General features: G+C 33.8%; 29 protein-coding genes and 1 tRNA gene. 18 read left to right on the top strand and 12 right to left on the bottom strand.

The genetic code is table 11. From position 1 onward, the window contains the following. The first annotated feature begins 24 nt into the window (after positions 1 to 24). On the top strand, positions 25 to 1,005 hold the full coding sequence (gene mraY / locus EJB00_RS00775; protein ID WP_135352948.1) for a phospho-N-acetylmuramoyl-pentapeptide-transferase: 981 nt from the start codon (positions 25 to 27) through the stop codon (positions 1,003 to 1,005). Between the two features lie 5 nt (positions 1,006 to 1,010). Continuing rightward, positions 1,011 to 1,604, top strand: a complete 594-nt coding sequence (locus EJB00_RS00770) for a ribonuclease HII (RefSeq protein WP_015588120.1) — start codon at positions 1,011 to 1,013, stop codon at positions 1,602 to 1,604. 7 nt (positions 1,605 to 1,611) lie between these two features. Here EJB00_RS00770 and virB9 read toward each other — a convergent pair whose 3' ends face one another. From virB9 to EJB00_RS00755, 3 genes are all read right to left on the bottom strand, one after another. Further along, positions 1,612 to 2,397, bottom strand: a complete 786-nt coding sequence (gene virB9 / locus EJB00_RS00765) for a P-type conjugative transfer protein VirB9 (RefSeq protein WP_015588119.1) — start codon at positions 2,395 to 2,397, stop codon at positions 1,612 to 1,614. Between the two features lie 548 nt (positions 2,398 to 2,945). Then, complete coding sequence (locus tag EJB00_RS00760) at positions 2,946 to 3,311, bottom strand: histidine phosphotransferase family protein (protein ID WP_158673926.1); 366 nt, start codon at positions 3,309 to 3,311, stop codon at positions 2,946 to 2,948. Next, positions 3,296 to 3,571, bottom strand: coding sequence for a hypothetical protein (locus EJB00_RS00755; protein WP_012481935.1), 276 nt, complete (start codon positions 3,569 to 3,571; stop codon positions 3,296 to 3,298). The genes EJB00_RS00760 and EJB00_RS00755 overlap by 16 nt, the downstream gene beginning before the upstream one ends. 137 nt (positions 3,572 to 3,708) lie before the next feature. On the opposite strand from EJB00_RS00755, the gene purM reads away from it, so the two are divergent. Next, the gene (gene purM, locus EJB00_RS00750; RefSeq protein WP_135352949.1) at positions 3,709 to 4,746 is read left to right on the top strand and encodes a phosphoribosylformylglycinamidine cyclo-ligase; all 1,038 of its coding nucleotides are present in this window, start codon (positions 3,709 to 3,711) and stop codon (positions 4,744 to 4,746) included. Here purM and purC read toward each other — a convergent pair. Next, positions 4,743 to 5,465: a phosphoribosylaminoimidazolesuccinocarboxamide synthase gene (gene purC / locus EJB00_RS00745; protein WP_015588116.1), complete on the bottom strand. Its 723-nt coding sequence runs from the start codon at positions 5,463 to 5,465 to the stop codon at positions 4,743 to 4,745. The genes purM and purC overlap by 4 nt on opposite strands. Positions 5,466 to 5,539: 74 nt before the next feature. Between purC and trmD the strand changes: the two genes are divergently transcribed. From trmD to EJB00_RS00720, 5 genes are all read left to right on the top strand, one after another. Continuing rightward, entirely contained in the window at positions 5,540 to 6,238 is a 699-nt protein-coding gene (gene trmD / locus EJB00_RS00740; protein WP_015588115.1) for a tRNA (guanosine(37)-N1)-methyltransferase TrmD, read from the top strand. Further along, a complete protein-coding gene (rplS, locus tag EJB00_RS00735; RefSeq protein ID WP_135352950.1) occupies positions 6,235 to 6,612 on the top strand; it encodes a 50S ribosomal protein L19 in 378 nt (125 codons plus the stop codon). Before trmD ends, rplS begins: the two co-directional genes overlap by 4 nt. Before the next feature lie 254 nt (positions 6,613 to 6,866). Beyond that, positions 6,867 to 8,117, top strand: a complete 1,251-nt coding sequence (locus EJB00_RS00730; protein WP_015588113.1) for a PstA family ABC transporter permease — start codon at positions 6,867 to 6,869, stop codon at positions 8,115 to 8,117. After that, a complete protein-coding gene (locus tag EJB00_RS00725; RefSeq protein WP_135352951.1) occupies positions 8,114 to 8,911 on the top strand; it encodes a phosphoribosylformylglycinamidine synthase subunit PurQ in 798 nt (265 codons plus the stop codon). Before EJB00_RS00730 ends, EJB00_RS00725 begins: the two co-directional genes overlap by 4 nt. A gap of 403 nt (positions 8,912 to 9,314) precedes the next feature. Beyond that, positions 9,315 to 10,421, top strand: a complete 1,107-nt coding sequence (locus EJB00_RS00720; protein ID WP_015588111.1) for an ankyrin repeat domain-containing protein — start codon at positions 9,315 to 9,317, stop codon at positions 10,419 to 10,421. Positions 10,422 to 10,565: 144 nt separating this feature from the next. On the opposite strand, the gene pdxH is transcribed toward EJB00_RS00720, so the two are convergent. The 3 genes from pdxH to EJB00_RS06510 are packed head-to-tail and all read right to left on the bottom strand — an operon-like array spanning position 10,566 to position 12,090. Beyond that, a complete protein-coding gene (gene pdxH, locus EJB00_RS00715; RefSeq protein ID WP_015588110.1) occupies positions 10,566 to 11,159 on the bottom strand; it encodes a pyridoxamine 5'-phosphate oxidase in 594 nt (197 codons plus the stop codon). A 15-nt stretch (positions 11,160 to 11,174) separates the two neighbouring features. Continuing rightward, complete coding sequence (gene mutM / locus EJB00_RS00710) at positions 11,175 to 11,990, bottom strand: bifunctional DNA-formamidopyrimidine glycosylase/DNA-(apurinic or apyrimidinic site) lyase (RefSeq protein WP_135352952.1); 816 nt, start codon at positions 11,988 to 11,990, stop codon at positions 11,175 to 11,177. Next, positions 11,956 to 12,090, bottom strand: coding sequence for a hypothetical protein (locus EJB00_RS06510; RefSeq protein WP_255324779.1), 135 nt, complete (start codon positions 12,088 to 12,090; stop codon positions 11,956 to 11,958). Before EJB00_RS06510 ends, mutM begins: the two co-directional genes overlap by 35 nt. Before the next feature lie 28 nt (positions 12,091 to 12,118). On the opposite strand from EJB00_RS06510, the gene EJB00_RS00705 reads away from it, so the two are divergent. The 3 genes from EJB00_RS00705 to EJB00_RS00695 all read left to right on the top strand — a co-directional run bounded on the left by EJB00_RS00705 (position 12,119) and on the right by EJB00_RS00695 (position 13,201). Further along, positions 12,119 to 12,191 (top strand) — tRNA-Thr (locus EJB00_RS00705). A 66-nt stretch (positions 12,192 to 12,257) separates the two neighbouring features. Beyond that, complete coding sequence (locus tag EJB00_RS00700) at positions 12,258 to 12,869, top strand: glycoside hydrolase family 25 protein (protein WP_015588109.1); 612 nt, start codon at positions 12,258 to 12,260, stop codon at positions 12,867 to 12,869. Between the two features lie 41 nt (positions 12,870 to 12,910). Then, positions 12,911 to 13,201, top strand: coding sequence for a hypothetical protein (locus EJB00_RS00695; protein ID WP_041581325.1), 291 nt, complete (start codon positions 12,911 to 12,913; stop codon positions 13,199 to 13,201). Positions 13,202 to 13,792: 591 nt separating this feature from the next. Here EJB00_RS00695 and EJB00_RS00685 read toward each other — a convergent pair. Both EJB00_RS00685 and EJB00_RS00680 read right to left on the bottom strand, forming a co-directional pair. Continuing rightward, positions 13,793 to 15,310 carry an acyl-CoA carboxylase subunit beta gene (locus EJB00_RS00685; protein WP_015588108.1) on the bottom strand — a complete coding sequence of 506 codons (1,518 nt, stop codon included), beginning with the start codon at positions 15,308 to 15,310 and terminating at the stop codon, positions 13,793 to 13,795. A 207-nt stretch (positions 15,311 to 15,517) separates the two neighbouring features. After that, a complete protein-coding gene (locus EJB00_RS00680; protein WP_135352953.1) occupies positions 15,518 to 16,495 on the bottom strand; it encodes a hypothetical protein in 978 nt (325 codons plus the stop codon). A 134-nt stretch (positions 16,496 to 16,629) separates the two neighbouring features. Here EJB00_RS00680 and der point away from each other — a divergent pair, with 134 nt between their 5' ends. The 4 genes from der to lpdA all read left to right on the top strand — a co-directional run bounded on the left by der (position 16,630) and on the right by lpdA (position 21,768). Then, on the top strand, positions 16,630 to 17,955 hold the full coding sequence (gene der, locus EJB00_RS00675) for a ribosome biogenesis GTPase Der (protein ID WP_015588106.1): 1,326 nt from the start codon (positions 16,630 to 16,632) through the stop codon (positions 17,953 to 17,955). A gap of 133 nt (positions 17,956 to 18,088) precedes the next feature. Then, positions 18,089 to 19,141, top strand: a complete 1,053-nt coding sequence (locus EJB00_RS06285; protein WP_015588105.1) for a hypothetical protein — start codon at positions 18,089 to 18,091, stop codon at positions 19,139 to 19,141. Between the two features lie 79 nt (positions 19,142 to 19,220). Beyond that, entirely contained in the window at positions 19,221 to 19,694 is a 474-nt protein-coding gene (locus EJB00_RS00660; RefSeq protein WP_015588104.1) for a disulfide bond formation protein B, read from the top strand. A 688-nt stretch (positions 19,695 to 20,382) separates the two neighbouring features. Further along, positions 20,383 to 21,768 (top strand): dihydrolipoyl dehydrogenase, encoded by a 1,386-nt coding sequence (lpdA, locus tag EJB00_RS00655; RefSeq protein WP_015588103.1) that lies wholly within the window; start codon positions 20,383 to 20,385, stop codon positions 21,766 to 21,768. Between the two features lies 1 nt (position 21,769). Here lpdA and EJB00_RS00650 read toward each other — a convergent pair whose 3' ends face one another. Then, positions 21,770 to 22,135: a hypothetical protein gene (locus tag EJB00_RS00650; protein WP_015588102.1), complete on the bottom strand. Its 366-nt coding sequence runs from the start codon at positions 22,133 to 22,135 to the stop codon at positions 21,770 to 21,772. 73 nt (positions 22,136 to 22,208) lie between these two features. On the opposite strand from EJB00_RS00650, the gene EJB00_RS00645 reads away from it, so the two are divergent. Continuing rightward, a complete protein-coding gene (locus EJB00_RS00645) occupies positions 22,209 to 23,231 on the top strand; it encodes a UDP-N-acetylglucosamine--N-acetylmuramyl-(pentapeptide) pyrophosphoryl-undecaprenol N-acetylglucosamine transferase (RefSeq protein WP_015588101.1) in 1,023 nt (340 codons plus the stop codon). On the opposite strand, the gene gshB is transcribed toward EJB00_RS00645, so the two are convergent. Further along, a complete protein-coding gene (gshB, locus tag EJB00_RS00640) occupies positions 23,216 to 24,142 on the bottom strand; it encodes a glutathione synthase (protein WP_015588100.1) in 927 nt (308 codons plus the stop codon). The genes EJB00_RS00645 and gshB overlap by 16 nt on opposite strands. Before the next feature lie 63 nt (positions 24,143 to 24,205). Here gshB and bcp point away from each other — a divergent pair, with 63 nt between their 5' ends. Then, complete coding sequence (bcp, locus tag EJB00_RS00635; protein ID WP_015588099.1) at positions 24,206 to 24,673, top strand: thioredoxin-dependent thiol peroxidase; 468 nt, start codon at positions 24,206 to 24,208, stop codon at positions 24,671 to 24,673. A gap of 8 nt (positions 24,674 to 24,681) precedes the next feature. Further along, positions 24,682 to 25,761: a DNA replication/repair protein RecF gene (gene recF / locus EJB00_RS00630; protein ID WP_015588098.1), complete on the top strand. Its 1,080-nt coding sequence runs from the start codon at positions 24,682 to 24,684 to the stop codon at positions 25,759 to 25,761. Positions 25,762 to 25,776: 15 nt separating this feature from the next. On the opposite strand, the gene EJB00_RS00625 is transcribed toward recF, so the two are convergent. Beyond that, the gene (locus tag EJB00_RS00625; RefSeq protein ID WP_015588097.1) at positions 25,777 to 26,937 is read right to left on the bottom strand and encodes an aspartate kinase; all 1,161 of its coding nucleotides are present in this window, start codon (positions 26,935 to 26,937) and stop codon (positions 25,777 to 25,779) included. Positions 26,938 to 26,946 lie beyond the last annotated feature (9 nt).

The following is a 26,946-nucleotide window of genomic DNA, read 5'->3' as shown; positions in this document are numbered from 1 at the left end:
TACCTAGTCAATTTGGATAGGCAAGTGATCTTAGCTACAAAGACGTTTTTTATCTCATTTATTTTTGGGTTTATTCTCTTTCCCTATTTTATAAAACTTCTAAAAAAGATAAGTAAAGATGGACAACCAATCAGATCATATGGACCAGAAAGTCATTTAATAACAAAAAAGAATATACCACCTATGGGTGGAATAATAATACTCACTTCTGCTTTATTACCAATCTTGTTTTGGACTCAATTAACACAAGAAATTTTATTTTTAGTATTTATAACCCTATTTTTTGCTCTACTTGGATTTATTGATGACTATTTAAAATTGAAGACAAATCACCACCGAGGTTTAAGTGCAAAAACCAAAATACTTATTCAGTTTGTCGTTACTCTGGTCTGTATGTTTATACTTAAGCTACAATCTGCTGAAGGTTTTACAAAAATTTCTCTATTTAGAGAAGTAGCAATCGACCTTGGCTATCTATATCTTCCGTTTGTTGCATTTGTTATTGTTGGCTCTGCCAATGCTGTGAATCTTACAGATGGTTTGGATGGCCTTGCTGCAACTCAAGTCATTACTTCCTTTGCTTTTTTGGGACTAGTTGCATACATCACTCAGACAGATGTAAACATTACTTTATTCTGCATTGCATTTATAGGAGCTATTTTAAGTTTCTTGTGGTTTAACACACATCCAGCAAAAATATTTATGGGTGATGTTGGAAGCCTATCAATCGGTGCAGCTTTAGGACTCACTAGTGTTCTAATTAAAAAAGAAATGCTTTTTGCCGTTATTGGAATAATCTTTGTAATAGAGACTTTATCTGTGATTATTCAGGTATCATATTTTAAATATACAAAATTTAGATATGGAGCAGGAAGAAGAATTTTCCTTATGACACCAATACATCATCACTTTGAAAAGAAAGGGTGGTCAGAAAATACAATAGTTATAAAATTTTGGATAATTTCTATCGTTTGTTCGATTTTTGCTTTAACTTTCTTATTATAGGAACTATGAAATATCCAGATTTCACATTAGAAAATACATTATCAGGAATTATAGCAGGAGTAGATGAAGTTGGAAGAGGTCCGCTTGCCGGTCCAGTGATATCTGCAGCTGTAATATTTACTGATAGAGATACGGTTATTGATGGAATAAACGACTCAAAAAAGCTAACCCCTAAGTGTAGGCAAGTTCTATACGAAAAAATAACGTCTGTTGCAAAATTTGGTATAGGAATGGCAAGTGTAGAAGAGATAAACTCATACAATATCTTGCAAGCAACAAAGCTTTCAATGAAACGTGCGCTGGTAAATTTAGATTTAGAACTAGATTATGTGTTAGTTGATGGTAACCAACCACTTGAAGTGAAATGGCAAACAAAGTCTGTAGTGAATGGTGATAGTTTAAGTATATCAATTGCAGCCGCTTCAATCGTTGCAAAAGTTACAAGAGATCGGCTTATGGAAGAATTGCATAATAAACATCCTCAATATAATTGGTATAAAAATAAAGGATATGGAACAAAAGAACACCTCAGCGCTATTGGCCTTCATGGAATTACGAAGCACCATAGAAAGAATTTTGCACCTATAAGAATAATATAGCCTTTAATCACTTACCTTTTTTGAAAGGTATGTTTTCATTAAATAGGCAGACTGTACTTGATCCGTTTCTTAAGGTAAATACCGAGCTTACTCTTTCAATTATCAGGTAGTCATCAACTGTACGAAAATTTATCAAGGACTCATATCCTGCAGAATCAACCATAAAAACTGCCGGGAAATCAGAGTTTATTTTATTAAATTGTAGATATGTAAATTTTCCGTCATCAAAAACCTTAATTGGTATTATTGATTGACTGCCTTCAACGTGCGAGATGGAATAGTTAAAATTCAAGCCTTTCTTTATAACCTCAATATCACTTATATCAGGGATAGTGGTATGACTAGCTTGCTCTAGAATATCACCGTTACTCGTTGAATAAATTTCATCACTGTTGAACAGTGGATAAAGAAACCTTACTTCATATGCTAACCTTGGATCATCTAGCCCGTTTGCTTCTTCAGCATGAAACTCGAAATAATAAACTCTTTTATTGGTAATTATAGTTGCATTAGTATCGGCAATATCATCTATAGGCTTAATAAATAATCTATTAGCTTGAGGAAGGAGTTGCCAACCGGTTGCATCACCCATTGAAAGACTCTCTATTACCTCCCCTGGCTCAAACAATATGCTGGATTGATAACCATAAAAGCCCGTGTACTTATGTATAGCCTGTGGATTATAATTCATTACCTTTATGTGGTTATCACCAGCTATTGGTCGTGGTTCCTGTTTTGCAAGTGCATCACCACCACAAAAAAATAATAGTGCAACAAAGAGTAACCTAATCATAGTATCAAAATAAACTGATCTTTATTTTATCATTGATAGACATGTACTGCAACTGTCAAGCTATCCCAGTAGTAAGCGACAGAAAATGCAAGCTTCATAATAATTCATTACTGCAGGAAAAAGCAGGAAAAAATTCTTTAAACATTATTTTCATATATGTTAAAATGAGTTGTGAGGTAAATTAGGGAGTGTTAAATAAACCATACGCGTCAAGTTAAGGAAAAGTGGTATAAGGAAGAAAGGAAACGAAAAAAACTATTTTATATATTAAGTAATAAAGTTATTAATTTATAGATTCTTCTGAAAAAATTATCTTCTTCCAGATAAGAACTCCCTAAAAAAATAAATGTAACAAATAAAATGCCCATCTCAAATGTTGCTATATTTCACGATATTTCCTTAACTTGACACGTATGGTTTATTTAACACTCCCTGCAAAGAAATTAACTACAGATTTTATGTCTAGGTTACTCCACAAAATTTTTCCTTTCCTTATCCAAGATTCAAATTTATAGTATCGAGTCCTTTTCATGAAATATGAAGCCATCTCAAGTTATAGTTAAGCCTATATTCAGTGAATTACTTTCACAAGTGCAATTGATTTTAGTGTTATACTGTTCTAACAGTAAAGAAATCATATAGATAATAATGTCTTTTGTATCCAAACGAATATCATTTTTTTTTGTTAATTTGCTCACTAATAATGTACTTATTGATTTATGTTCATTTACTACTTTTATAGTTAGTAGTGTTTTATCTTCTGTTTTAGTCAGTAAAATAGACACTAATTCAATTTGTGCCACTGCACTGATTATAGCTATCACCATATTGGAAATTATCTTATTTATTTTTTCAATTAAGTTTTCTGTAGGACATTCACTTACTCTCCACTGAAGCTTTACTTTTTTTTTAATAAATAATTTTCTATATTGGATTTAGTCTTAACAAAGCTGCAATTATCTGATGAATGAGAATACGCTTGCTTCATAACTTTGTATTTATATATTAAATCATCAGAGCTTTCTTTAAGCAATGACAATGCTTCGTTTTGCATATTAGGATTGTTTTCTTCAAGCTCTTCCAATCCACCCACTATTCCTTGCATAGAACTAGCAAAATCATGAAGAATTCGTCCTGATAGGCACTCTGTTATTAACATTATGTTTTTATTCATTGGATAAAAGTATAAATGATTAAAGTTAACCCTATATTGGTAGGCATGTAGTAGTCAATTTAAGAGAAAGTTTCGTTGCGCTTTTTGTATCAAAGCATTAATCTAGTATTAATAATTATAAGATTTATGAAGGCGCTATGAATACTTATGCTAAATCTGGAATAGACCTTAAACTATATAATGAACTAATAAAAAAAGTTAAACCTATCATTGAAAAGACTAAAGGAGAAGAAGTAATTAGTGAAGTAGGATCATTTTCCGCATTGTTTGACTTTTCTTCGCTGAGTAAGAAATACGACCATCCAGTACTTGTTTCCTCAACTGATGGAGTGGGCACAAAACTATTAATAGCTCAAGAGGTGAATAAGCATGATACTATAGGTATAGACTTAGTTGCAATGTGTGTAAATGATTTACTTGCACAAGGAGCAACACCTTTATTTTTCCTTGATTACTTTGCAACAGGCGTTTTAAACAAAAACGTTTTATTGTCTGTAATCCAGGGCATTGCAGAAGGGTGCAAGGAATCTAAAATAGCATTAGTTGGTGGAGAAACTGCAGAAATGCCTGGAATGTATGGTAACAATCACTATGACCTTGCAGGGTTTGTGGTTGGTGTTGTTGATCGAAAGCAGATTCTTCCAAATTGTAGTATAATGAAAGCAGGTGACTGTGTAGTTGGTTTAGAATCAAATGGAATTCACTCAAATGGATTTTCTTTGGTACGCCATATTTTTAAAAGCTTAGGTATAAATTATAATGATATATCTCCATGGAATAATAAATCTTGGGGTGAAATATTACTTAAGCCAACAAAGATATATGTTGATTCTTTGTTGCCTATTATGCCAAAGGTAAAAGGCATTGCGCATATAACAGGTGGCGGGTTAATAGACAATATTCCAAGAATTCTCTCAGGAAATTTATTTGTAGACATAAATATTAATTCTTGGAAATGGCCAGATATATTTTTATGGCTGAAAAAAGAAGGCAAAATAGAAAAGAGAGAAATGTTAAAAACATTTAATTGCGGCATAGGTATAGTACTGATTGTAGATCCCGAGAATATGAAGGATGTGGAAAGCCATTTCCAAAAGCGTGGAGAAAAAATTGAGATTATTGGAAAACTTGATGAGGCATGTAACCCTCCACTTGATAGAGTAGTATTTAGTTAGTCTAACTTTACTGACAGTCTTTTTGCAACTTCTGAGTATGCTTCCTTTAAGTTTCCTAGATTTAAACGGAAAACATCTTTGTCTAGCTTTTTATACGTATTTTTATCCCATAGCCTACAATTATCAGGGCTAATTTCATCGGCTAAAATGATTTTAGTGCTGCTGTTTATCAATTTGCCAAATTCTAACTTGAGATCAACTAAATATATATTTGCATTTGAAAATAGGTCGACTAAGATTTTGTTGATCTTTAAAGTTGTAGTTTTAACTTCTTCCATTTCTTTATGGGATAACCAACCAAAATATAGTATGTGATTTTCATTCACCATTGGGTCGGCTAGGTCATCATTTTTGTAAAAAAACTCGATTATAGGAGATGTAAGTGTCTCACCTTCTTTGATATTAAAACGTTTGCAAAAGCTCCCAGCTGCAATGTTTCTAACCACTATCTCAAGAGGTATTATCTTGAGTTTTTTGACTAGCTGTTCTCTTTCGTTTAGAGTGTTTATAAAGTGCGTGCTAATTCCTGCTTCTCCAAGCTTTTCCATGATAAAAGCACTAACATGATTATTAATTATTCCTTTGCCCTCAATAATTTCATATTTTTCCTTATTGAATGCTGTAACATCATCTTTAAAGTACTGTATAACAGTTGATGAGTCTTCAGTTTCAATAATGACTTTGGCTTTACCTTCGTATATCGTTTTATTCAGTGACATATTTAATTTAACTATGTATCATATCAATCTACTGTTCTTAGAGTATAGCCCCAAATAACTTAAAATAAACCTTAATGGCGTTCAATGTTACAATATTAACCATATTTCCAGAAATGTTCCCCGGATTTTTGAACTATTCTCTTGCTGGAAGAGCGTTGGAAAAAAAAATATGGAATCTTGAAATAGTAAATATTCGTTCTTTTGCTAAAGATAAACATTCAACTATAGATGATGTTCCATATGGAGGTGGAGCAGGGATGGTTATGCGCCCAGATGTGATTGGTAATGCAGTTGATAATGTGCTTTCTGCTCATAAAAATACTAGATTTATTTATATGACTCCATCTGGTACAAAATTTAATCAGAGCATTGCAAAGGAGTTAACAGAAATTCCTCATGTAACAATATTGTGTGGTCGATTTGAAGGTGTTGACCAAAGAGTAATTGATGTGTATACTCCTTATGAGTTAAGTATTGGAGATTATATACTTTCGGGAGGTGAGCCAGCTGCGATGGTGGTTCTTGATGCATGTATTAGGCTTCTTCCAGGTGTAGTAAATAATTTCGATAGCGTTGCTGAAGAAAGTTTTAGTTATAGTGGTGGTATGCTTGAATATCCTCAATATACTAGGCCTGAGCAGTGGAGTAGGTACAAAGTTCCTGAGGTTCTGTTGTCTGGCAATCACAGAAAAATAAGTGATTGGAGAAGGGAACAGTCATATGTTAGAACAAAGGAACGTAGACCTGAATTGTTGAATGGAGATGATAAATGACAAACTTGCTTGAAAAATTTAACGAACAACAAATACAAAGATTAGCCAAAGAGATGCCAGCTTTTTGTCCTGGCAATGATTTGAAGGTCACTTTTAAGGTAGTTGATAGTATGGGTGAGCGTATACAGATATTTGAGGGCGTATGTATATCAAAAAGAAATCGTGGATTACACTCTTCTTTTTCAGTTAGAAAGGTAAGTCACGGAGAAAGTATAGTATCACAATTTTTTGTTTACTCTCCTGCATTAATTTCAGTACAAGTGATAAGAAAGGGAAAGGTCCGTAGAGCAAAATTATATTATCTGTGCAAGCTATTTGGGAAAGCTGCAAGGATCAAAGAACGTACTACTTATGTTAAAAAAAAATCTAAGTAGATACAATAGGGAGTGATGTCAATTGTATCATCTCAAGACTCTCTCTTATTATCCCAGTGTGTGACGCACAACTGTACGTTTGCCTCCTGCTGTGGTGTCATCCCAATTTTTGACACTGGGATCCAGATTCTCCTTTTGGTTTGTGCTTTCATGAGAAATATAAAAATTATTTGCAGGCAAAGCCTGCTAGATCTAAGTGTCAAGCACTGGAAAAAGGAGAAAGTTTTTTCAAATCCTCATATAAAGAAAAGTAAATGAGTATAAAGAAAAACTTCCTTAAGTTACTTCAATCTAAGCGCGTACATGCTCGTGTAAAAAGAAAAAATAAAAAGAACAACATTTTATGCTTTTGCTCTTTTACAGCACTGATTGTCTCAATTGGGTGTCCTATATGTATATTACTAAGTATATTAGTTAACTCTTATAGTGCTTTAACAGTAACGAAAATTTTATTGCCAGTTGAAATAAATGCTGATCTTATTTTAACTAATAATCCTGGTGATTTACGATATAAGTCCATTAGCCTACTCAATAACTCTTTACATAAAGTGTTTGAAGGAATTGACTTTAAAGACAGTGACGAAATTTTAAGTCGTAACTCTTACAAGGAGCTAGAGAGGTTTTTTCTTAAGAGAGTAAAAAATAGTGGTGAATATGAGATTTGGTTTACCGCATCGAGTGTGATCAATTCACTATATAAAAATAAATGTTTGAATGATCATTATGCTAAATTACTTGATTGGTTAAAAGAGAAGGGAAGAGTAAGAAAATTTTTTAATAAGTCTCTGTTTCTTAAGTCTGATTCTCGTGAGCCTGAGAACGCAGGGATTTTAGGGGCATTTATCGGTTCATTAATGACAATTATAGTATGCTTAGCGTTGGCATTGCCAATAGGAATTATGTCAGGTATCTGTCTTTATGAATTTATGCCTAGAAATAGGCTAATAACCAGTATTGTAGAAATTAGCATGAATAACCTTGCTGCAGTGCCTTCGATAATATTTGGTGTGGTAGGACTGACTCTCTACTTAGGCATATTTGGGTTACCCCGTTCTTCACCATTTGTTGGCGGGATGACTCTTTCATTTATGATGCTGCCTAATATTATTATTGCAACAAAAAATGCCTTTACAAACGTTCCTATTGCAATAAAAGATGCAGCGTTTGCGCTAGGTGCACCTCACATCAAGGTGATATTGGATCACTCTTTACCAATTGCGTTGCCACGGATAATACATGGTGCAGTGCTTGCAATTGCAAGGATTTTAGGCGAATCTTCCCCTTTACTTATGATAGGCATGGTAGCATTTATTGCTGATACACCTACATCCTTCTTCGATCCGGCAACTGTTCTACCTGTACAAATATACATATGGTCAAGTAGTCCTGAAATTGCATTTATTGAGCTTGCTGCCATTGCAATTATAGCTTTGTTGTTAATGCTATTTGCTTTGAATTTAATAGCAAATTTTGTAAAAAGAAAGTTCGAGTTTTTTGATTCATGAAAATTACAATCCTATCTGGTTATGGCTTAAATTGCGAAAAAGAAACTGCATTTGCATTTATGGAATGCAGCAGAAAGCTTGGTATTAATAATATTGAAGTAAAAATCGTTCACATTAATGATATTATAGATAATCTAAGTGAACTGAAATTAAGCAATATACTTGCAATTCCAGGAGGTTTTTCCTATGGTGATGATACTGGTGCTGGTAATGCATTTGCTTTGCGTATAAAAAACAACTTGTTAGACGAATTTCAAAATTTCTTATCTCAGGATAAGCTTATTATAGGGATATGTAACGGTTGCCAGATATTAGTAAAGTTAGTTCCAGAATTCTCTAATCTAGCTTTAACCTCTAATGATATAGGCAATTATCGATGCTGTTGGGTTAGAGTGAGAGTTAATCCGCAGAGCAGTTCTGTTTGGCTACGGGGCCTGAGTGAGCTATATCTTCCTGTTGCTCATGGAGAAGGCAGGTTTTTTATGGATCAAGATATTTTAAATCAATTGATTGAAAATAATTCCGTTGCACTGCGTTACGTTGATGAAAATGGTGACTATGCAAATTTACAATTTCCTTACAATCCAAACGGATCTATATACGACCTGGCAGCTTTGTCAGATAAAAGTGGTAGAGTTTTAGCTTTAATGCCTCACCCAGAGAGAGGAATATTTTTTACTCAGCAGGACAACTGGCCTCTTGAAAAAGAAAAATGTAAACGTTCAGGAGTGGCTATGCCAAAATATGGTGATGGAATGCTCATATTTGAGAATGCACTAAAATATTTTGCGTAAGTATTACAATACGTTACATACAACAAGTTTTTAAGCCATAAAAAGTTACTTTATCAGCCCCTTATCATGACAATAAATCCTTATTTTTGGGTTCAATGACAAAATTCAGTCAGAGTATTTATCGGCGAAATTGTAGCGGCTTTTTAAATTTTTCTACATGCAGCTGAAACGTGTTTGTTAGCACATTAAATTATTAAAACTCACTACCAAGGGGTTCTTTTGCCTTTTTTCTACTTAGTAAACTTCTCAATGTTTATAGCTAAAAAATATTTGATTCAGAAATTTTAATAAGCTGGTGAATACAGCAAGCGTAAAAAAATTCAACAGATAAATATTTTTGTTTGAGTATTACTCATTTTAATATAATATTGTTCGGTATATTATAGAGGAATAGAGGATAAATATGTTCAGTACACTTCGATGGCTTTTAGATGAGAATATTCCATTACATACAGCTGCTTTTCATGGTGAAGTAAGCAAAGTTAGGTCATTACTTAATGCAAAAATTGATGTCAATATCAAGGATAGAGCTGGATTTACAGCACTGCACAATGCTGCTCATTCAGGGCATTTAGACGTAGTAAAGTTACTAATAAGTAAAGGAGCTGATGTTCATGCAAGAAATATTGAAGGCAGTACACCTTTACACTCTGCTGTTATAAGTGAAAATAAAACTACAGTAAAAGCTATAGTAGAGAAGTTAACCATAGCAGGAGCTGATTCCAACACAAAAGACTATACTGATGGTAAGACACCTTTACATATTGCTGCTCAAAATGGACTTGTAGAAGTTGTAAAGGTATTACTTAACACTCAAAAAATTGAGGTTGATGCTAAAGACAATACATTTGGTAACACAGCTCTGCAAGCAGCCGCTCAAAATGGACACACTGAAATAGTTGAATCATTAATTAACACAAAGAAGGTTGATGTTAACACAGCAAACAAAGATAATTTCACACCCTTGTATCGCGCTGCTCAGAATGGGCATAAAGCAGTAGTTAAGTTGCTTCTTGATAACGGTGCTAAAGTCAATGGTTGTGGTGTCGGTAGAGATCCCTTAAGTGTGGCTGTTAACAATGGCCATAAGGAGATAGTTGAGTTATTACTTAGTGTAGAAGGGGTAGATGTCAATATTAGCAATCAGCTTGGCAATACACCTCTACATATAGCAGCTATAAAAGGTCATGAAGAAATAGCAAGATTACTGCTAGAAAAAGGTGCTGATGCTAATATTAAAAACCATTCAGGATATACTCCTTTACAAGCAGCTGCTAAGAGCGCTAAAAACAGTAACTGGCATGATGATGTTCCGAATCCACAAGGGTTTCATAGGTTCCTTAGGTTAGTTGGTTTTGGAGATTTGGGAACATTACCTTCATCTCAGCAATCTCTTGGGCAAAAAAAAGTTATGGAGCTTTTGGTACAACATATGAAAGACACCAGACCTAGTTCATCAGTAGATGAAGTTGACTTATCGAAAATTAATATCTCTGCACCTAGCAAGTGATGTGAAAACTTACAAAGTGAGGCACATCAGTTTAAGAAAAATTGATGAAGAAAAAAAAGAAGTAGTCTATTAGAGATAAGTTTATAAGGAAAAGACAAGTTCCTTAACTTTACGATAAAAGGCTGAAAGTGCATATCTTTAAAATTAAGGATATAGCTGCTCTATTTTCCAGTTGCTTTCTTCAACAAGAGTGTATCTAAATCTAGTATGTCTCCTATGCTTACCTTCTTGCCAAAATTCAATTACTTTTGGGATTACACAAAACCCCACCCAAAAATCAGGACGAGAAACTTGTGTATTGTGGAATTCTTTCTCCTTCAATTTTATAGCTTGCTCAAAATCTTGCCAATTTTTCAGAACACTCGATTGTTTTGAGCACCACGCGCTAATTTGACTATCACGTGCTCGAGAAGAGAAATATTCGTCAGCCTTTTTGCCGCTTAGAAGCCTAACTTCTCCTTCAATTCGTACTTGTCTAGAAAATTCTGTCCAATGCAATACGAGTGCAGCTTTGGGGTTCTCAGTCAATTCTTTTCCTTTTCTACTGTTTACGTTAGTAAAGAACACAAAACCTTCTTTACTATATTCCTTTAGTAATACCACTCTTGCAGATGGAATGCAGTCTTTGCTACACGTTGCTAGCGTCATTGCAGTTGGCTCCTTACACGGAGAATTAAGTACTTCTTGATACCACTTTGAAAACAAATCAAAAGGATCTTTTTCAGGTAAGAGTGTCATATGCAAAAATAAAATTTAATTCTGACATGCATTGCAAAAATAAGTGCTACGACCATTTTGTCGTATAAGTGTTATGATATTGTTGCAGATTCTGCAAGGTTTTTGCACTTTACCATATACGTAAAAGTTATTTTGAAAGTATCCAGCAGATCCAGATGGCTGTGCATAATCTTTCAGTGTTGAACCACCAGCAGCAATTGCATCACTCAGAGTATTTTTTATTTCGATAGCAAGTTTTTCGCACTCTATATATGTTAAATCTTGTGCTAGCCTAAGTGGTGATATGCGAGCTCTAAATAAGCTCTCAGAAGCATATATGTTACCTACGCCAACTATTAGCTTATTATTCATTAATACTGATTTGATATTTGCTTTTCTGCTCTGTAGCAACTTCTGTAAATAATTTCCATTAAATTCATCTGTGAGGGGTTCTATTCCTAGGTTATTAAAAAAATTTAGTTCTTGCTCTCTGCTTAAAACAATCACTAATCCAAACCTTCTTGGGTCATTAAAGATTACCGAAGTGTTGTCAGAAAATAAGAATATCACATGATCATGTTTGTTCTGTGCTTGATTGTCTTCAGCATATATAAGCTTTCCGCTCATGCCAAGGTGTATGATTACAGCCATACTAGCATCTATATTCAAGATTATATATTTACCTCTACGCTTGATATCATTTATAACTTTGCCCTTTAGCAAATCATCAATATTCTTCGTTATTGGTACACGTAAATTCCAATTATTGACTGTCACATTGCTTATTTTCTTATTTTTGATTTTATCAAATAAGAAGTTAGAGATTACTTCCACTTCTGGGAGTTCTGGCATCTTGTCTACTCTGTTGCTGTTTTTTTCTTTTTAGAATATTTTGCTTTAAAGCTTTTGCCAATCTTTTTCTCTCTTCTTCTTTTTCCTTATTTTTTTTCATGTTATTCATTATCATAATACGTGAACTTGCCGTTGTAGCTCAGGTGGTAGAGTACGTCATTGGTAATGACGAGGTCCCAAGTTCGAATCTTGGTAACGGCACACTGAATTATATTCATGTTATTGTAGACGTAAAGTAATTAATAAGGTTTAAGGTAGGAGCAATAAATGGTAGAAAATGTAGTTATAGATTTATCGCACTGGAAGCAGGATATAGATTTTAAGTTAGCGAAAGAAGATGGAATATTAGGAGTTATGCACAAAGCTACACAAGGGCTGAAATATGTGGATCCAACATATGAAGAAAGGAGAAAAGTAGCTGGAGAAGAAGGATTGCTTTGGGGAGCATATCATTTTGGAGTAGGAGAGAAAGGAAAAGATCAAGCAGAGCATTTTTTGGAAAAAATTGGAGATGCTTCTCAAGTGCTGCTTGCTCTAGATATTGAAGAAAATGGGGGAAACAATATAACGCCAGAACAGGCAGAAGATTTTGTTAATCAAGTTCATGAAGCAACAGGACGCTTACCATTGATTTATGGAAGTGCTTACTTTCTAAAAGATTTTGCAACGCCAACTTTAATGAAATGTCCCCTCTGGATAGCAAGATGGGGAGAAAGTCCAATGTTACCGAAAGGATGGAATGACTGGATTTTATGGCAGTACACTGACGGTCAGACGGGACCTGAGCCACATTCAGTGAAAGGGATTGGACCATGTGACAGAGATAAATTTAATGGAACATTGGAAGAGCTAAAAAAGTTCTGGCTAACAGGAGAATAATGCTATTAAAATTTTAGAACAATTATTTTGACAGGTGTGTTATGGGCTTCAAGAACGTCTTTAATAAGATAATAGAATTTGTTTTGGGTAGTAAATTAAGTATAGAGCTTGATGAATATAAAAGTAATTTTTCTTTTATGGTAGATGTTCTAGTTAGCTCTCTAAAAAATGATAATAAAAGCAATAAGACCGCAATTGATGGAATAGTAGGCCTAAAAGACAGGAACAACGACTTATTGGAAATTGGCAAAGTAAACAAAGACAACTTTTGTATATCTTTGTTAGTAGTCAGTGCCTTACTTATATACTCTCACTTGAAGTCTTTTTCATAATTAGCTGACACAATTACGAGTATCTTTACTTAAAATCAACTACAAAGTTTAAAAGAACCAAGGTTATAAAGGATTCCATATCCTTATCATCATAAGCACTGCTACTATAGTAATAACACTAAGAATAACTACAAGTTTCTTTGAATGATAGTTGAAGTTTGATAAAAATTTTGAGACTGTAAAAATCGCAGGTACCAGTTGGTTTTTATTAGCTAAAGTAAAGGTCAAGTATCTGGAATTCTGAACATAAAATCCCCCTGTGAAAAAAAAGATTAGAAAAAAATGCAGTGCACATACGACAGAAATCAAGTATGTGTGTATGCACCCACATACGCTGAAGAGGATACGCTACATTTTTTTATGAGTTTGATTGTTTAATAAAAAAAAGTCTGCAGACAAAGATAAATTTTTGAGCTCTAAAAGTATCTCTAATTGTAATTATAATCAGATTTAGAATATGCGGAAGTAATTTTTTAGCTATAAGAATATATTATAGAAAAAAGGAACCCAAAAGTTAGCGTTATTGGTAATCCAAGCGCTAGTCTTGGTGTAACGGCACTGTAGACCTTACAATAAAGACTGAGAGGAAAGTTACAAAGGAAGATTATCATGCTTCTTCCATATTCTTTCTACTTTCTTGTTTTTAAGTAGCTCTAATGCTTTGTGAAAGTGATGCCTTGTTTTACTTGGCACTATAATGTCATCAATGTATCCATGTGATGCAGCAAAAAATGGATTAGCAAATTTCTCTTTATATTCTTTGATTAACGTTTGCTGTTCTTTTTCATGCCTAAATATAATTTCAACTGCACTTTCAGGGCCCATTACAGCTATCTCAGCGGTTGGCCAAGCATAATTTATATCACCTTTTAAATGCTTTGAGTTCATAACAATATATGCACCACCATACGCTTTTCTAGTGATAAGGCTAATTTTCGGCACGGTCGCTTCAGCGTAAGCGTAAAGCAGTTTCGCTCCGTGTTGTATTATATTATTGTATTCTTGATTCGTGCCAGGTAAAAACCCTGGAACATCAATAAGTGTGATGATGGGAATGTTAAATGCGTCACAAAATCTTACAAACCTTGCAGCTTTTCTTGAAGAGTCAATATCCAAGCATCCTGCAAGGTGCATAGGTTGATTTGCAACAACACCAATAGTATTTCCTCCAATTCTGCCAAAGCCAATTATGATGTTACGAGCAAAATCGGGTTTTAGTTCAAAAAATTTCCTTTCATCACACACCTTTTCAATGAGTTCATACATATCATAAGGAGTATTAGGATTACTAGGAACTAGAGTGTTCAAAGATTCATCAACATCATCAATTAAATCGCAGATTGGTACAGTTTTTGGCAACTCTTGATTATTTGCTGGCAAAAAGGTGAAGAATTTTCGCATTTCTAGTAGCATTTCAACTTCATTATTGAATGCAAAATCTGTTACTCCTGTTTTGCTCGTATGAATTTTTGCTCCACCGAGATCTTCGTGGCTTACGTTCTCGTATGTAACTTTTTTCACTACATCTGGTCCGGTTATAAACATGTATGAGCTATTTTTTACCATGAAAATAAAATCGGTTAGCGCTGGAGAGTAAACTGCCCCACCAGCACATGGGCCCATGATTAGAGAGATTTGTGGTATAACGCCTGATGCATTTACATTCCTTTGAAAAATTTCTCCGTAACCAGCAAGGGAATTTACTCCTTCTTGGATTCTGGCTCCACCAGAATCGTTTAGTCCGATAATTGGAATCCTGGCATTAATTGCCATATCCATAATTTTGCATATTTTTTTTGCATGTGATGCACCAAGTGATCCACCAAAGACAGTAAAATCCTGAGAATAAACAAAAACTTTTCTGCCATAAATAGTACCATGGCCAATTACAACTCCATCACCTAAAAAATCAGCATTTTGCATGCCAAAATCAGTTGCATGATGCTTCACAAACTTATCATACTCTTGAAATGAATTTTCATCGAGCAATATACTCAGCCTTTCTCTAGCGGTTAGCTTTCCTTTTTCATGTTGCTTGTTAACCCTATCAGGACCTCCTCCTTTTTCAGCTTCTAATGTTTTAGTTTCTAGTATTTTAAAGTCCTGCATATCAAGAGGAGTAATTCTTCAATTAATTAAGTATACATTACTTTTTTGAAGTGTCTATTTTTGACCTAAACACTTTCTTAAGGTCTAACGAAATTGATGAAACTGCACGCATTCACTGTAACTGTCACAAGCAGATTTATAGTCTAGAATTTGAACATTTTTAACACTAAGAATGTACACTATTAAACAGTGTACATGCTTTATTTGTCAGCTTACTGTTAGAACTTCCTGAGAATGCTGAGATGCATTAGTATCGTCTAGAGTAGAAGAAGGTTTTGTTTGCACAAAGCTTTTGGCAGCTTCAACAATCTCATTTATATGAGGTTTTTCTTCTAGCTCTTTAAGGTACTTTGAGAAGATTTCACAATTTTTGTCGTTCATATAGACCATCATTTTACCAAATCCTGAAGCATCTTTTGAGGATAAAACCATTTCAACTGTTTCATCGTAAAAGGTCAAGGTCATTATTACGCTGCCTTTTATATCATGATATTTTCCATCTTTTATTCGAATTATACCATCTCCGATTTTTAGCGCTCCGTCTAAATCTTGAAGTTCTGGATGGCTCAGCAACTTTGTAGGAATGACAGTACACCCTGCTGGATACTTTATAAAATAGCATTGATTGTCTCTTTTTACTGCAACTTTGTTTATTTCACCATTATCAATACTTTCACTTGCAATTTTCTCTAGGTTTGATAAGTAATCTTCACATCTTTCAATTACATCTTCTGGCAATAATTTTAACACTCTCTCACTTACATAATTACCTTTTGAAACGAGATCACACACTTCTTCCCAAATAGGCTTTAATTTATCTTTGTCATTCCCCTTAATATTGTCATCCTTGTGTATGAGATGGTTAAGTCTACATATCAAGCTATCTAGTATTGCTGATCCTCTTTGGGGATCAAATGGAACACTCAGTATAACCTTTTTCTTTTTTACATCTCTTATAGATTCTAGAAATCTATTTGCAATCTCTGCCACAGCCTGATCAATAGGCAAGTCTTCTGAATCATTATATATGTTATAAGCATTATGAAACTCTCGCGATATATCTAAAATATTTTTTCGCTCATGTTCGTCAATAAAAGCACTTATTTCTTCTGGATAACCTATCTCTTCCAAAGACCCTTTATGTTGCTCTTTATTTGCACTTGATATTTTTTCTGGTATTAGCATAACCACCCTCATTTACATAATAAATTTAATATAAAACATACTAACCTTAGGATAAGCACATAATCTATTAAGTCAATAGTTAAAGTGAAAAATTTTGATTATAATTTACTATGTATAAAACACGCTCTTAAACTATGCTGAAAATAGTCATAATAGGCCTTCCAAATGCAGGCAAGTCAACTCTATTTAATAGGCTAGTAAGAAGAAAAGCAGCGGTGGTTAGTGACATTCCAGGAGTAACGAGAGATAGGCGTGAAGGAATTGGAAGAATTAGTGATTTAGAGTTTAAAGTTATAGATACAGGAGGATGGAACGACCAAACCAGTTTTTCACTACAAGTTATTGAACAAATAGAGTTTTCTTTATTAAGCGCAGATGTAATTTTTTTTCTTGTTGATGCAAAAGTGCAAAACGAGCAGAACAAAGAGTTTGCAAAGTGGCTGAAGAGAAAAACGAACAAACCTGTAATACTAATAGCAAACAAATGCGAAAGTCATAAATCGGAAAACGTTGATTATTTGCAGTTCTTCAACTTCATAGGTCCGGTGTACATCTCAGCTGAACATAATCTTGGTATGGTTGATCTTTATGATGCATTAGCTAGTGTTATTGAAGGTCTGAGCGAAGGCACTGAGCTGCCTGAAAGTGAGTCCATTAGACTGAGGATTGCAATCATCGGTCGCCCAAACGTTGGAAAATCAACTTTTTTAAACAGTTTACTTGCAGAAAATAGACTAATAGTAAGCTCAAAACCTGGTACCACGCGTGACTCTGTGGATATTTCATACGACCATAATGGGAAATTAATCACTCTCATCGATACTGCGGGAATCCGCAGAAAGGCAAATGTTGTTGATAACTTAGAATCAAGATTTGTTGAAAAAAGTATAGAGTCAATAAAGCGCTCTCATGTAGTGATTTTAATGCTAGATTCCTTGCTTGGCGTTGAGCAGCAGGATTTATCAATTGCTGAAGCTGCAATTAAAGGGGGGAAGGGAATTATCATTGTTTTAAATAAGTGGGATTTAATAGGTAAGGATGACAGAAGTAAGTTAATAAAATTTGTCAAACAACAGGAAGTGACTCGGTTATTTTTGGAAGTGCCAACTGTAACAATTTCTGCATTGAAAGGTATGCGCTGCGGTGATGTGATAGATAAGTGTCTTGAAGTGAGTGAATCCTTAAACAAGAAGATCAGCACTGCAAAACTGAATAATTGGCTAATAGATGCCGTGGAAAAACATTCTCACCCACTTATAAAAGGTAGAGCAATTAAAATGAAGTATATTGCTCAAATTGGCACCAAACCTCCAGCTTTTTCTTTGGTATGCAACGTCCCTGAAAGTGTTGATGAGAGTTATAAACGTTATTTGACTAATGGTCTTAGAAAAAACTTCTTTGCTCACGGTGTACCAGTCAGATTACTTTTGAAAAAGAACAAAAATCCCTATGTAAAGTAGATAATCTTGTTTTATTAATAATATAGCTTTTTATCTTGGGTAATATTATTGATAAGTAAACAATATTACCTAAATAAGTAGTTGATAAATTAATGTTATATAGTAAAGTATTAACTTATTTAGTACTTTTGCTATGAATTATAAAGGACAAGATTTAAGGCCTGGATCTCCACATACTTTCACGGTTGATACACCTTTAGTATTTCAGTGGCTTCCAAAAAGATATGGATATCCGATCCCAGAAAAATATTTGGAGAGATTGAGCGAATGGGCAAAAAGAGAAAATACACGTGTAGTGAAATTAGTAATAAATGGATCTGGTTTTACTCCTGAGCAACGTAAAGAGTTGGAGAATAAAATATCAAACAGAAAATTTAACCCAAACAAAAATATAGAACTTATAGATTTTAATGAGCTAGATTTAGGAGAGTATGAATTCAGCTTTCACTTGCAACCAAATAAGAAAACAGAACTATCTAAATGTCCTTTATACATTGTATCTCAATATTTCAAAGATCTATACTCTATTCCAGAAAGTAAAAGATTATCTTTTGGTGTTGAGATAGACAGCATGCGTATATTTATATTGTTGGTATTGAAATCTCCTATGATCTATTTTGATTTTGATATCTTACCTAAAGAAGATAAGAAAGTTGGTGAGATTCAGGCTATGCATGGCTTTTTGGTTGCTGAAAATGACAGAAAAGGTTATGACTATGACGGTATAGCAAGTATTGAAAATGCTATCATTGCTCTAAGCGATGCTGGTAGAGTAAAAATTATGGAAATTTACAATGAAGTAAAGAATAAGTTTCAAAAAGATTATCCTTTGTTTAAGTTATCAGAACATGAGATTTACAAAATTATGGAAGAGATAGTATATTTCACTCTTTCTAATGACGTTCTTCTTATATCTAGCTATCAAGATTATAACAAACGTTACAATAGACGTTTGGAAGAAGCAAGATTGCTTATGCAAGAAACATTTGGGTTTAAAACCAATGGAGGAGAAGTTGATATTCAATATGACAATAGCTGGACGAAAAACAAGGATGAATTGTATACCAAAGAAGAAATTGCAAAAATAGATAGTGATACTAGAGTTGCAACTGATATGAAAGGGCTGATTATTGAACCAATATACAACGGCGAGCATATGTATAGAGGTGTAAAAGTAGTAACATAGTACTTAGTGTTCTATCGTTACATGAAACATTGTCAAACAAGAGTTGACTCTTCACAGATATTGTAGTAATTCATTAACTATGTCAGATGTAAATAACAATTCTATAATTTTTCTCTTATCAAGCGCTGTCGCTTTAATTTTTGCATATGTGCTAGAGTATTTTTTCAATATGATACCGTGTAAGTTATGTATATACGAGCGAGTAGTTTACTATGTTACAGGGCTACTTGCAGTTGCGTACATGTTCAAAAACAACAAAATCCTAATCTATGCGATGTTTTGCAGTTATCTCATTGGTGCAATAATATCTTTTTATCATGTAGGTCTTGAACTCCACTTATTTCATGATGTTTTAGGCTGTACAGAGCAAGCAAGTGGTAACGTTAGCATAGAAGAGCTAAGAAATAATCTATTAAACCCTAACTACTCTCCATCTTGTGACAGACCTCATTATATTTTTGGTGTCTCGTTAGCAACATGGAACTTAATTTACCTTATAGTAGCTCTATTCTTATCAGGTAAAATGTATTGTAGAGAAAAAAATAAGGTATAACAGTAACTGGTATAGACACTGTGCTTGTGCGTTACTTGGTGCTGTCCGTAATTTAAAAATTTGGCAAGTCACACCCACTGATTCTTGCACAGCTGTACGAACATTATGGTTCAGCATGCCAGTGCCCTCTTTCTTGTCATCCGAGTAGCTGACACTGGAAGTGCAGCTATCATCCAAATAACCTTTCATTGTTATTCAAGCAGCCTATTTCTTGTCATCCCAGTGCCCAGATACTGGGATTCAGTTTGTCCATAGTCTCACCAAAAACGTTGTGTTTTAGCATAATTTTGTGCTCAATATGCTTATTTGTAGTAAAGATTCCAGCATCAAGTGCTGGCCTGAAGCTTTAGCTATAGATATTAATAAATTTACTAAGTAAAAAAAGGCAAAAGAATCCCTATATAGCGAGTTTTAATAATGTAAATTGATAATGTGCTAACAAGCGTGTTTTGGCTGAAGTAGAAAAAATTTAAAAAACATGCAGCCGCTATAATTTTTATGTAATCTGCCAATAAATATCTGAGTTTTGTTGTTAAACCCGCGGAGATTAAAAACAAGGATAAATACTCTCTCTTATTGATATAAGAAGAAAAGTGGGAAGGTTTGTCAATTCGCTTCTATGCACCTGAGCATTGATTATACGGGTTCCATCTGTTATATATAATCTTTTTGAATACGAAGAAAGCTGATGAATAAGTATGATATTACAGTTATAGGTAGCGGTCCTGGTGGTTATATAGCAGCAATTAGAGCGGCGCAGTTCGGATTTAAAACTGCAATTGTTGAAAAGGAAGAAAATTTGGGTGGTATATGCTTAAATTGGGGGTGTATACCAACAAAATCGCTACTTAGAGCATCTGAAATTTATAGGTTAATAACAAGATCAGAAGAATTTGGCATAAAAGTAAAGGATGTAAGTTTTGATATACAATCAATAGTGAAATACTCAAGAAACGTTGTTGATAAATTGTCAAGCGGTGTTGCATATTTGATGAAAAAAAATAACATCAAAGTTCATCAAGGCTTTGGTAAACTTGCAGGTAATCGTACTGTAAAAATTCTTAATGACAAAAAGGAGGAGGAAATTTCTTCCAATTATATCATTTTAGCAACAGGTGTTAGAGCGCGAAATCTACCTAGAATAGAGGCGGATGGAGATTTAATATGGAATGCGCAGCACGCTATGACTCCAAAGAAATTACCAAAATCGCTACTAATCATAGGTTCTGGTGCGATAGGAATAGAATTTGCAAGTTTTTATAGTACTTTGGGGGTTGATGTAACAATTATAGAAGTAAAAGACACTATCTTGCCGCTGGAAGATAAAGACATTTCAAATTTAGTACAAGAGATATTTACAAAACAAGGAATAAAAATATATACGAGCAATAGTGTAAAAACTTTCACTAAAAATAAAGACTCTGTTCAAGTGCAGCTAAGTAGTGGTGATGATAAAGAATTCGATAGAGTAATTGTTGCAGTTGGCGTTCAAGCAAACACTGAAAATATAGGTTTAGAAAATACAAAAATTAAGTTGAGTCCTTCTGGTTTCATTGAAACGAATGAGTGGTATGAAACAAGTGAATCAAGTGTGTATGCAATAGGTGATGTAGCTGGTCCCCCATGTTTAGCGCATAAAGCAAGTCATGAAGCTGTAATCTGTGTTGAGAAAATTGCTGGTAAAAATGCTCATAAGTTAAAAAAAGAGTGCATACCAAATTGCACTTACTCTCATCCGCAAGTAGCAAGCGTTGGCCTTACTGAGGAACAGGCAATAAAAAGTGGATACGATATAAAAGTAGGAAAATTTCACTCCAACTTTAATGGTAAATCTATTGCACTAAGTGAAACTGAAGGTTTAGTGAAAACAATTATAGACAAAAAAACAGGCGAACTTCTTGGAGCTCACATGATAGGAGCGGAAGTAACAGAGTTAATTAGCAATTTCGCTCTTGCAAAGCAACTAGAGGGAACAGACTGCGACATAAAATCTACGATTTTTCCTCATCCAACTATTTCGGAAATTATACACGAATCAGTACTTGCTGCAGATGATGAATCGTTAAATAGTTAAGCTAACGATTCATTGTTTTAGAGCTACAATTATCCTGATTAGGCGATTCAATTCTAATAGATTGATTACCAATATCAGATTTTTCTAACTTTTCTTTTAACCCTTCAGCTGCTTCTTTCACTTCAAGCTTTTTTTCCTGATTAAGATCCTCTGGGCTTTTTCTTTTACTGTCTAAACCTTGTTGTCTATCAATATTTTTATTGAGTTGTTCTTGCTGAGGTAGATCAACAACTGAGTTAAAAAGAGCTTTTGTTATGCTTTTTAACAATCCTATAAAACCTCTGCTTCCGCCTTCTCTTTGCTCTTGAGGCTTATTTTTCACGTTTTTACTGTTGCTACTTTCAGGCATTTTTAACTCAACTATCATAAAGCTTAATAAAATTTTACATGCAGATTATTAAAAAATGATTAATAATCTATTATCAAATTGCTATTTACAGATGGATATTATTCTAGCAACAGGCGGTACAGGTGGGCATGTTTTTCCAGCTATAACCTTAGCAAAAGCACTAAAGGTACAAGGGCACAATTGTATATTATTCACTGATCAAAAAACCATCAATATAGAAAGTTATATTTTACCATTGTGCAAGCCAAGTGGCAACAAATTGAAGTTTCTCTTTTTGTTAATGTATAGTTGTGTATTAGCACTGTATCAAACAAGAAAATTAAAACCAAAGCTAATAATTGGTTTTGGTAGCTACGCTTCTTTTCCAACTCTTTTTGCAGCAAAGATTTTTTCTATACCTATAATTTTACATGAACAAAATACAGTTTTAGGGAGAGTAAATAGATTCTTTTTCAAGAGTGCAAAATTAATTGCAACTAGCTTTCCAGAGACTAAGTATGCAGAAGACAGTAAATGCGTTTTTACAGGAAATTTCGTCGATATAGAAGCACAAGGCTATTCTAGTGCTGAAACAGTTTTAAACGTGTTAATAATAGCAGGTAGTCAGGGTGCAAATTTTTTTGATAATGTAGTGAGCAGCGTAATTTGTGATCTACCTGTTGAAGTAAAAGAGAGGATTAGAGTAACGCAGCAATGTACGAAGAAAAATATAAACAAGGTCAAGAGTCTATACAAAAGTGAAGGAATTGATTGTGAGTTAAGTGAGTTTTTCGATGATATGGAAAATAAACTGGCCAATGCTCATTTGGTAATTAGCAGAGCGGGGGCAACTTCAATAGCAGAGATTACTCTTGCTGAGCGTCCTGCTGTATATATTCCTTATCCTCACTCAAAAGATAATCATCAATTTTATAATGCAAAACATATTGAAGATTCGGGAGCAGCTGTAATGGTTGAGCAAAATAGTAACGCGAAAAAGAATCTAGGAGAGTTGCTAGTTGATTTATTGCAAAATTGTCAAAAATTGCGTGATATGGCTAATAATACTAAGAAAACAAGAATAAGGAATGGAGTTACTGAATTTATTAAGGCAATAGCTCAAGAACTTAGTTGACGAATTGCTTTTTCTTCAAATGCATCCCATAGTTCTTTTTCTAGTGATTTACTATACAACTTATTGATATAAACTACTCCCGTAGGCGAAGTTGTGTTAATTTCAAGAAGGAAGTCATCTATAATATCAATGCCAACGAATATTAGCCCTCTTTTCTTTAGCTCAGGACCAATTTTATTACATATTTCGTTGTCTCTATCATTCATTTGGGCAGGCTCAAAACTTGCTCCTAGTCGCATATTTGTCCTGATCTCTCCATTCACTTGTGGAACTCGCTTCATTGATCCTATTGGTTTACCATCTAGCAATAATATCCTTTTGTCTTTGTCTATGTTTTTGCAAAAGGCTTGTGCAATCACAGGACATTCATATTTTGCAATCATGAGATCGACTACTACTTGAATGCTATTTTGGTCTTGTATTCTTATTACGTCATTTCCTCCATAGCTATATAGTGGTTTCAAGATGATATCTTGATAGTCGTGACAAAAATTTCTAATCATCGATATATTCTCAGTGATCAAAGTTGGAGGAATTAGCTCTGGAAATAGTGAAGTAATTAATTTTTCAGGACAGTTTCTTATTTCTGTTGGATTATTTATTACTAACGCAGTAGTCTTTTCTAAGATATAGGTTGTTGTAATGTACCGCATATCAAATGGTGGATTCTGTCTGATAAATATGATATCCATTTCATTTAGGTTGATTACTACATCCTCTTTTGAAATGAAGCTACAATCATCAACGCTGACTTTCTGAGCAAGGGCAATCGGCTGATTTAACTTAAGCGCTAAATTATTAGGTACATAAACAAAAATTTCGTACCTTCTTCTTTGCGCTTCTTTTATTAATGAAAATGTAGTATCAGCTTCAAAATTTATACTTTCATCCATCTGAAAAGCTACTTTCATTTATCCTCCCTTCCTATTACAATATAATATAGTACCATAAAAGTGTTAATAATGGAGCAAAGTATGGAATTAACAATAGGAAATAATGCACCTGATTTTAGCTTGCCAATAGATTCTGGTGAGATTTTATCACTGAGTGAATTTTTGGATAAAAAAAATGTAGTTCTTTATTTTTATCCTAAAGACGATACTCCGGGCTGCACAATGGAGGCAAAAGGCTTTAGAGACAAAATAGAAAATTTCTCTTCTCTTGACACAGTGATAATTGGTGTGTCAAAAGATAGTGTTAAGTGCCACGTTAACTTCAAAGCAAAATATTCTCTGCCATTTTCTTTAGTTTCTGATGAAAATGCTGAAATGTTGGAAAAGTATGGTGTTTGGGTAGAGAAAAGTATGTTTGGCAAAAAGTATATGGGAATAGAGCGTACTACTTTTTTAATAGATAAAAAAGGTAAAGTAGTGAAGATTTGGAAAAATGTAAAAGTGAGTGGACATGTTGATGAGGTTTTAGAGGAAGTAAGCAGAATATAAATTAAAGAATGGCTACCCATTGCTATATAAAAAAATTGAAATTACATAATTTCCGTAGTCATTCAAATTTCGAACTTGATTTAGACGATAGATCGGTTGTAATAACTGGTCAAAATGGTGTTGGTAAAACTAATATACTTGAGGCAATCTCGTTGCTTGCTAAAAGTAATGGCATGAAAAAAGTAAAAATTAGTGAGATGCAAAATAGACTCAGTAATGAAGATTGGGCAGTGCATTATGACTTTTTTAATGGAACATACTTTAACTCAATTGGTATAGGAAAGAATCTTAATAATAAACTAATACAAATTGATGGAAAAACACAATCAAGTTATTCATCTCTGTATAGAATATCCAATGTAATATGGCTCATTCCACAAATGGACTATATTCTTCTTAATTCTCCGAGCGACAGATTAAAATTTTTAGACCGTATCGTCTCACTGTTTGAAGAAAATTACACTTATTGCTATATGAAATACAGGAAAGCTAAACATGAGCGAAGTAAACTGCTTAGAGAGAATATTTTAGACGAAAATTGGCTCTCTAGCCTTGAAAACGTCATGGCTACCAATGCAGTTGATATTTTACGTATGCGTTTGTCTGTTTTAAAAATACTACAGGGCACAATTGATAACCATTCTTGTGAGTTTTTTCCAAAGGCAAGTTTGAAATTTAGCAGTCAGCTAACTTTGAACGATACTGCAGAATATTTTCAGAATCGTCTAAAGGAAAACAGAGAAAAAGACTCATTAACTGGTAGAGTAACCTTTTCTGTACATAATGATAATTTTCGGGTTTTTTACCAAAAAGGGGACATGCCAATAAATCTTTGTTCTACTGGAGAGCAAAAGCTATTACTGCTTTCTATCATCTTATCTAGTGTAAAAGCAAGGTGTATTCATTACAATAAAGCACCTCTTCTTCTGCTTGACGATATAATGTCGCATCTTGATAAAGATTACAGAAAGGTGTTAATGGAGGAGGTGTTAAGCATTCAATGTCAAACTTGGATAACCGATGTAAATCAAGATAATTTCAATAACTATCTTTGCTCTTTCAAGTTTTTTGAATTATCAAGTAAATAAATTTCAAGCGTGCTGTCATACATCAAGCTCATATTCGGTATGTAAATCTCTAATTAAAGCCTCAGCGTGTTTTTTTTGAACAACTATACTGATCTTGATTTCGGACATTGTGACAGCAAGTATTTCTATCTTTTTTTCGCTTAAAACCTTGAGTGTGCGGTACATCACTTCAGTGTTAGACATAACACCAATACCAATTATTGAAATTTTAGCTATATTATTGTTTACGACATAATTTTCATTTTTGTTCAATAACTTTGTCATTAAATCAACATCAAATTTGGAAATCAAAAAGCTTGACCCATGTATCATGTCAATTTTAACGTTTGCTCCTGCTATATCTCTTAAAGTATCCAGAGTATTTGCAAAGTTAGTAAAAGTTACAAGAGCTTCGTGAGTGCTATAAGTTATTCCAGTAATTAAGTATCTTTCCAGTACATCTTTTTCGCGTAGTACTGTAGTGCCTTCTACTTCCTCAAAAGTGGATAACACTTGCACCTTAATATTATGCTTCATTGCAAGTTGTACTGAACGATTATGCAATATTTTAGCACCAGATGACGACATCTCCAATATTTCATTGTAAGAGATAGATTTAAGCTTGCGTGCCCTTGGAACAATTTTTGGGTCTGCTGTATATATTCCGTCAATATCAGTAAAAATTTCACAAGTCCTAATACCAAAGACTACAGCAAAGGCAATTGCTGAGATGTCAGATCCTCCTCTACCAAAAGTAGTGATTCTATCATCGTGTATACCCTGAAAACCAGCAATGATTGCAGCAGTATAACCCTCAGCAAAAGATCTTTTTACATGGTCAATTTTTATCTTTTTTATTTTAGACTCAGAATAAAAATTATCCGTTAGAATTGGCAACTGCCAGGCGAGCCATGATTTAGCATTAACTCCAACAGACAGAAGAGTGATAGCTAATAACCCGCAAGAGATTTGTTCTCCTGCTGAAAGCAGGACATCATACTCTGATAACTCTTGTCTACAATTTAAATTTGAAATTTGCCTGGCTTGAAAAGCCATTTGGTCAGTGAATCCTGCAGCAGCAGATACAACAGCAATTACATTATAACCTTTTTCAATATCGTTTTTTATTAGATTTGCAACTCGATTTAAGTCAGTTAGCGAAGTACCACCAAATTTTTTTATTATTATTTTGTTCATAGTTACAAT

The sequence above is a fragment of the Wolbachia endosymbiont of Drosophila mauritiana genome (assembly GCF_004795975.1).
GTDB lineage: Bacteria > Pseudomonadota > Alphaproteobacteria > Rickettsiales > Anaplasmataceae > Wolbachia.
Note: the sequence above shows the minus strand (reverse complement) of the source record. Positions and strands in the feature narration are given on the sequence as shown.

Coding starts and splice junctions, on each gene's coding strand:
- EJB00_RS00770 (WP_015588120.1), top strand. CDS start 1,011: ATGAAATATCCAGATTTCACATTAGAAAATACATTATCAGGAATTATA.
- virB9 (WP_015588119.1), bottom strand. CDS start 2,397: ATGATTAGGTTACTCTTTGTTGCACTATTATTTTTTTGTGGTGGTGAT.
- EJB00_RS00755 (WP_012481935.1), bottom strand. CDS start 3,571: ATGAATAAAAACATAATGTTAATAACAGAGTGCCTATCAGGACGAATT.
- purM (WP_135352949.1), top strand. CDS start 3,709: ATGAATACTTATGCTAAATCTGGAATAGACCTTAAACTATATAATGAA.
- purC (WP_015588116.1), bottom strand. CDS start 5,465: ATGTCACTGAATAAAACGATATACGAAGGTAAAGCCAAAGTCATTATT.
- trmD (WP_015588115.1), top strand. CDS start 5,540: ATGGCGTTCAATGTTACAATATTAACCATATTTCCAGAAATGTTCCCC.
- rplS (WP_135352950.1), top strand. CDS start 6,235: ATGACAAACTTGCTTGAAAAATTTAACGAACAACAAATACAAAGATTA.
- EJB00_RS00730 (WP_015588113.1), top strand. CDS start 6,867: ATGAGTATAAAGAAAAACTTCCTTAAGTTACTTCAATCTAAGCGCGTA.
- EJB00_RS00725 (WP_135352951.1), top strand. CDS start 8,114: ATGAAAATTACAATCCTATCTGGTTATGGCTTAAATTGCGAAAAAGAA.
- EJB00_RS00720 (WP_015588111.1), top strand. CDS start 9,315: ATGTTCAGTACACTTCGATGGCTTTTAGATGAGAATATTCCATTACAT.
- pdxH (WP_015588110.1), bottom strand. CDS start 11,159: ATGACACTCTTACCTGAAAAAGATCCTTTTGATTTGTTTTCAAAGTGG.
- mutM (WP_135352952.1), bottom strand. CDS start 11,990: ATGCCAGAACTCCCAGAAGTGGAAGTAATCTCTAACTTCTTATTTGAT.
- EJB00_RS06510 (WP_255324779.1), bottom strand. CDS start 12,090: ATGAAAAAAAATAAGGAAAAAGAAGAAGAGAGAAAAAGATTGGCAAAA.
- EJB00_RS00700 (WP_015588109.1), top strand. CDS start 12,258: ATGGTAGAAAATGTAGTTATAGATTTATCGCACTGGAAGCAGGATATA.
- EJB00_RS00695 (WP_041581325.1), top strand. CDS start 12,911: ATGGGCTTCAAGAACGTCTTTAATAAGATAATAGAATTTGTTTTGGGT.
- EJB00_RS00685 (WP_015588108.1), bottom strand. CDS start 15,310: ATGCAGGACTTTAAAATACTAGAAACTAAAACATTAGAAGCTGAAAAA.
- EJB00_RS00680 (WP_135352953.1), bottom strand. CDS start 16,495: ATGCTAATACCAGAAAAAATATCAAGTGCAAATAAAGAGCAACATAAA.
- der (WP_015588106.1), top strand. CDS start 16,630: ATGCTGAAAATAGTCATAATAGGCCTTCCAAATGCAGGCAAGTCAACT.
- EJB00_RS06285 (WP_015588105.1), top strand. CDS start 18,089: ATGAATTATAAAGGACAAGATTTAAGGCCTGGATCTCCACATACTTTC.
- EJB00_RS00660 (WP_015588104.1), top strand. CDS start 19,221: ATGTCAGATGTAAATAACAATTCTATAATTTTTCTCTTATCAAGCGCT.
- lpdA (WP_015588103.1), top strand. CDS start 20,383: ATGAATAAGTATGATATTACAGTTATAGGTAGCGGTCCTGGTGGTTAT.
- EJB00_RS00650 (WP_015588102.1), bottom strand. CDS start 22,135: ATGATAGTTGAGTTAAAAATGCCTGAAAGTAGCAACAGTAAAAACGTG.
- EJB00_RS00645 (WP_015588101.1), top strand. CDS start 22,209: ATGGATATTATTCTAGCAACAGGCGGTACAGGTGGGCATGTTTTTCCA.
- gshB (WP_015588100.1), bottom strand. CDS start 24,142: ATGAAAGTAGCTTTTCAGATGGATGAAAGTATAAATTTTGAAGCTGAT.
- bcp (WP_015588099.1), top strand. CDS start 24,206: ATGGAATTAACAATAGGAAATAATGCACCTGATTTTAGCTTGCCAATA.
- recF (WP_015588098.1), top strand. CDS start 24,682: ATGGCTACCCATTGCTATATAAAAAAATTGAAATTACATAATTTCCGT.
- EJB00_RS00625 (WP_015588097.1), bottom strand. CDS start 26,937: ATGAACAAAATAATAATAAAAAAATTTGGTGGTACTTCGCTAACTGAC.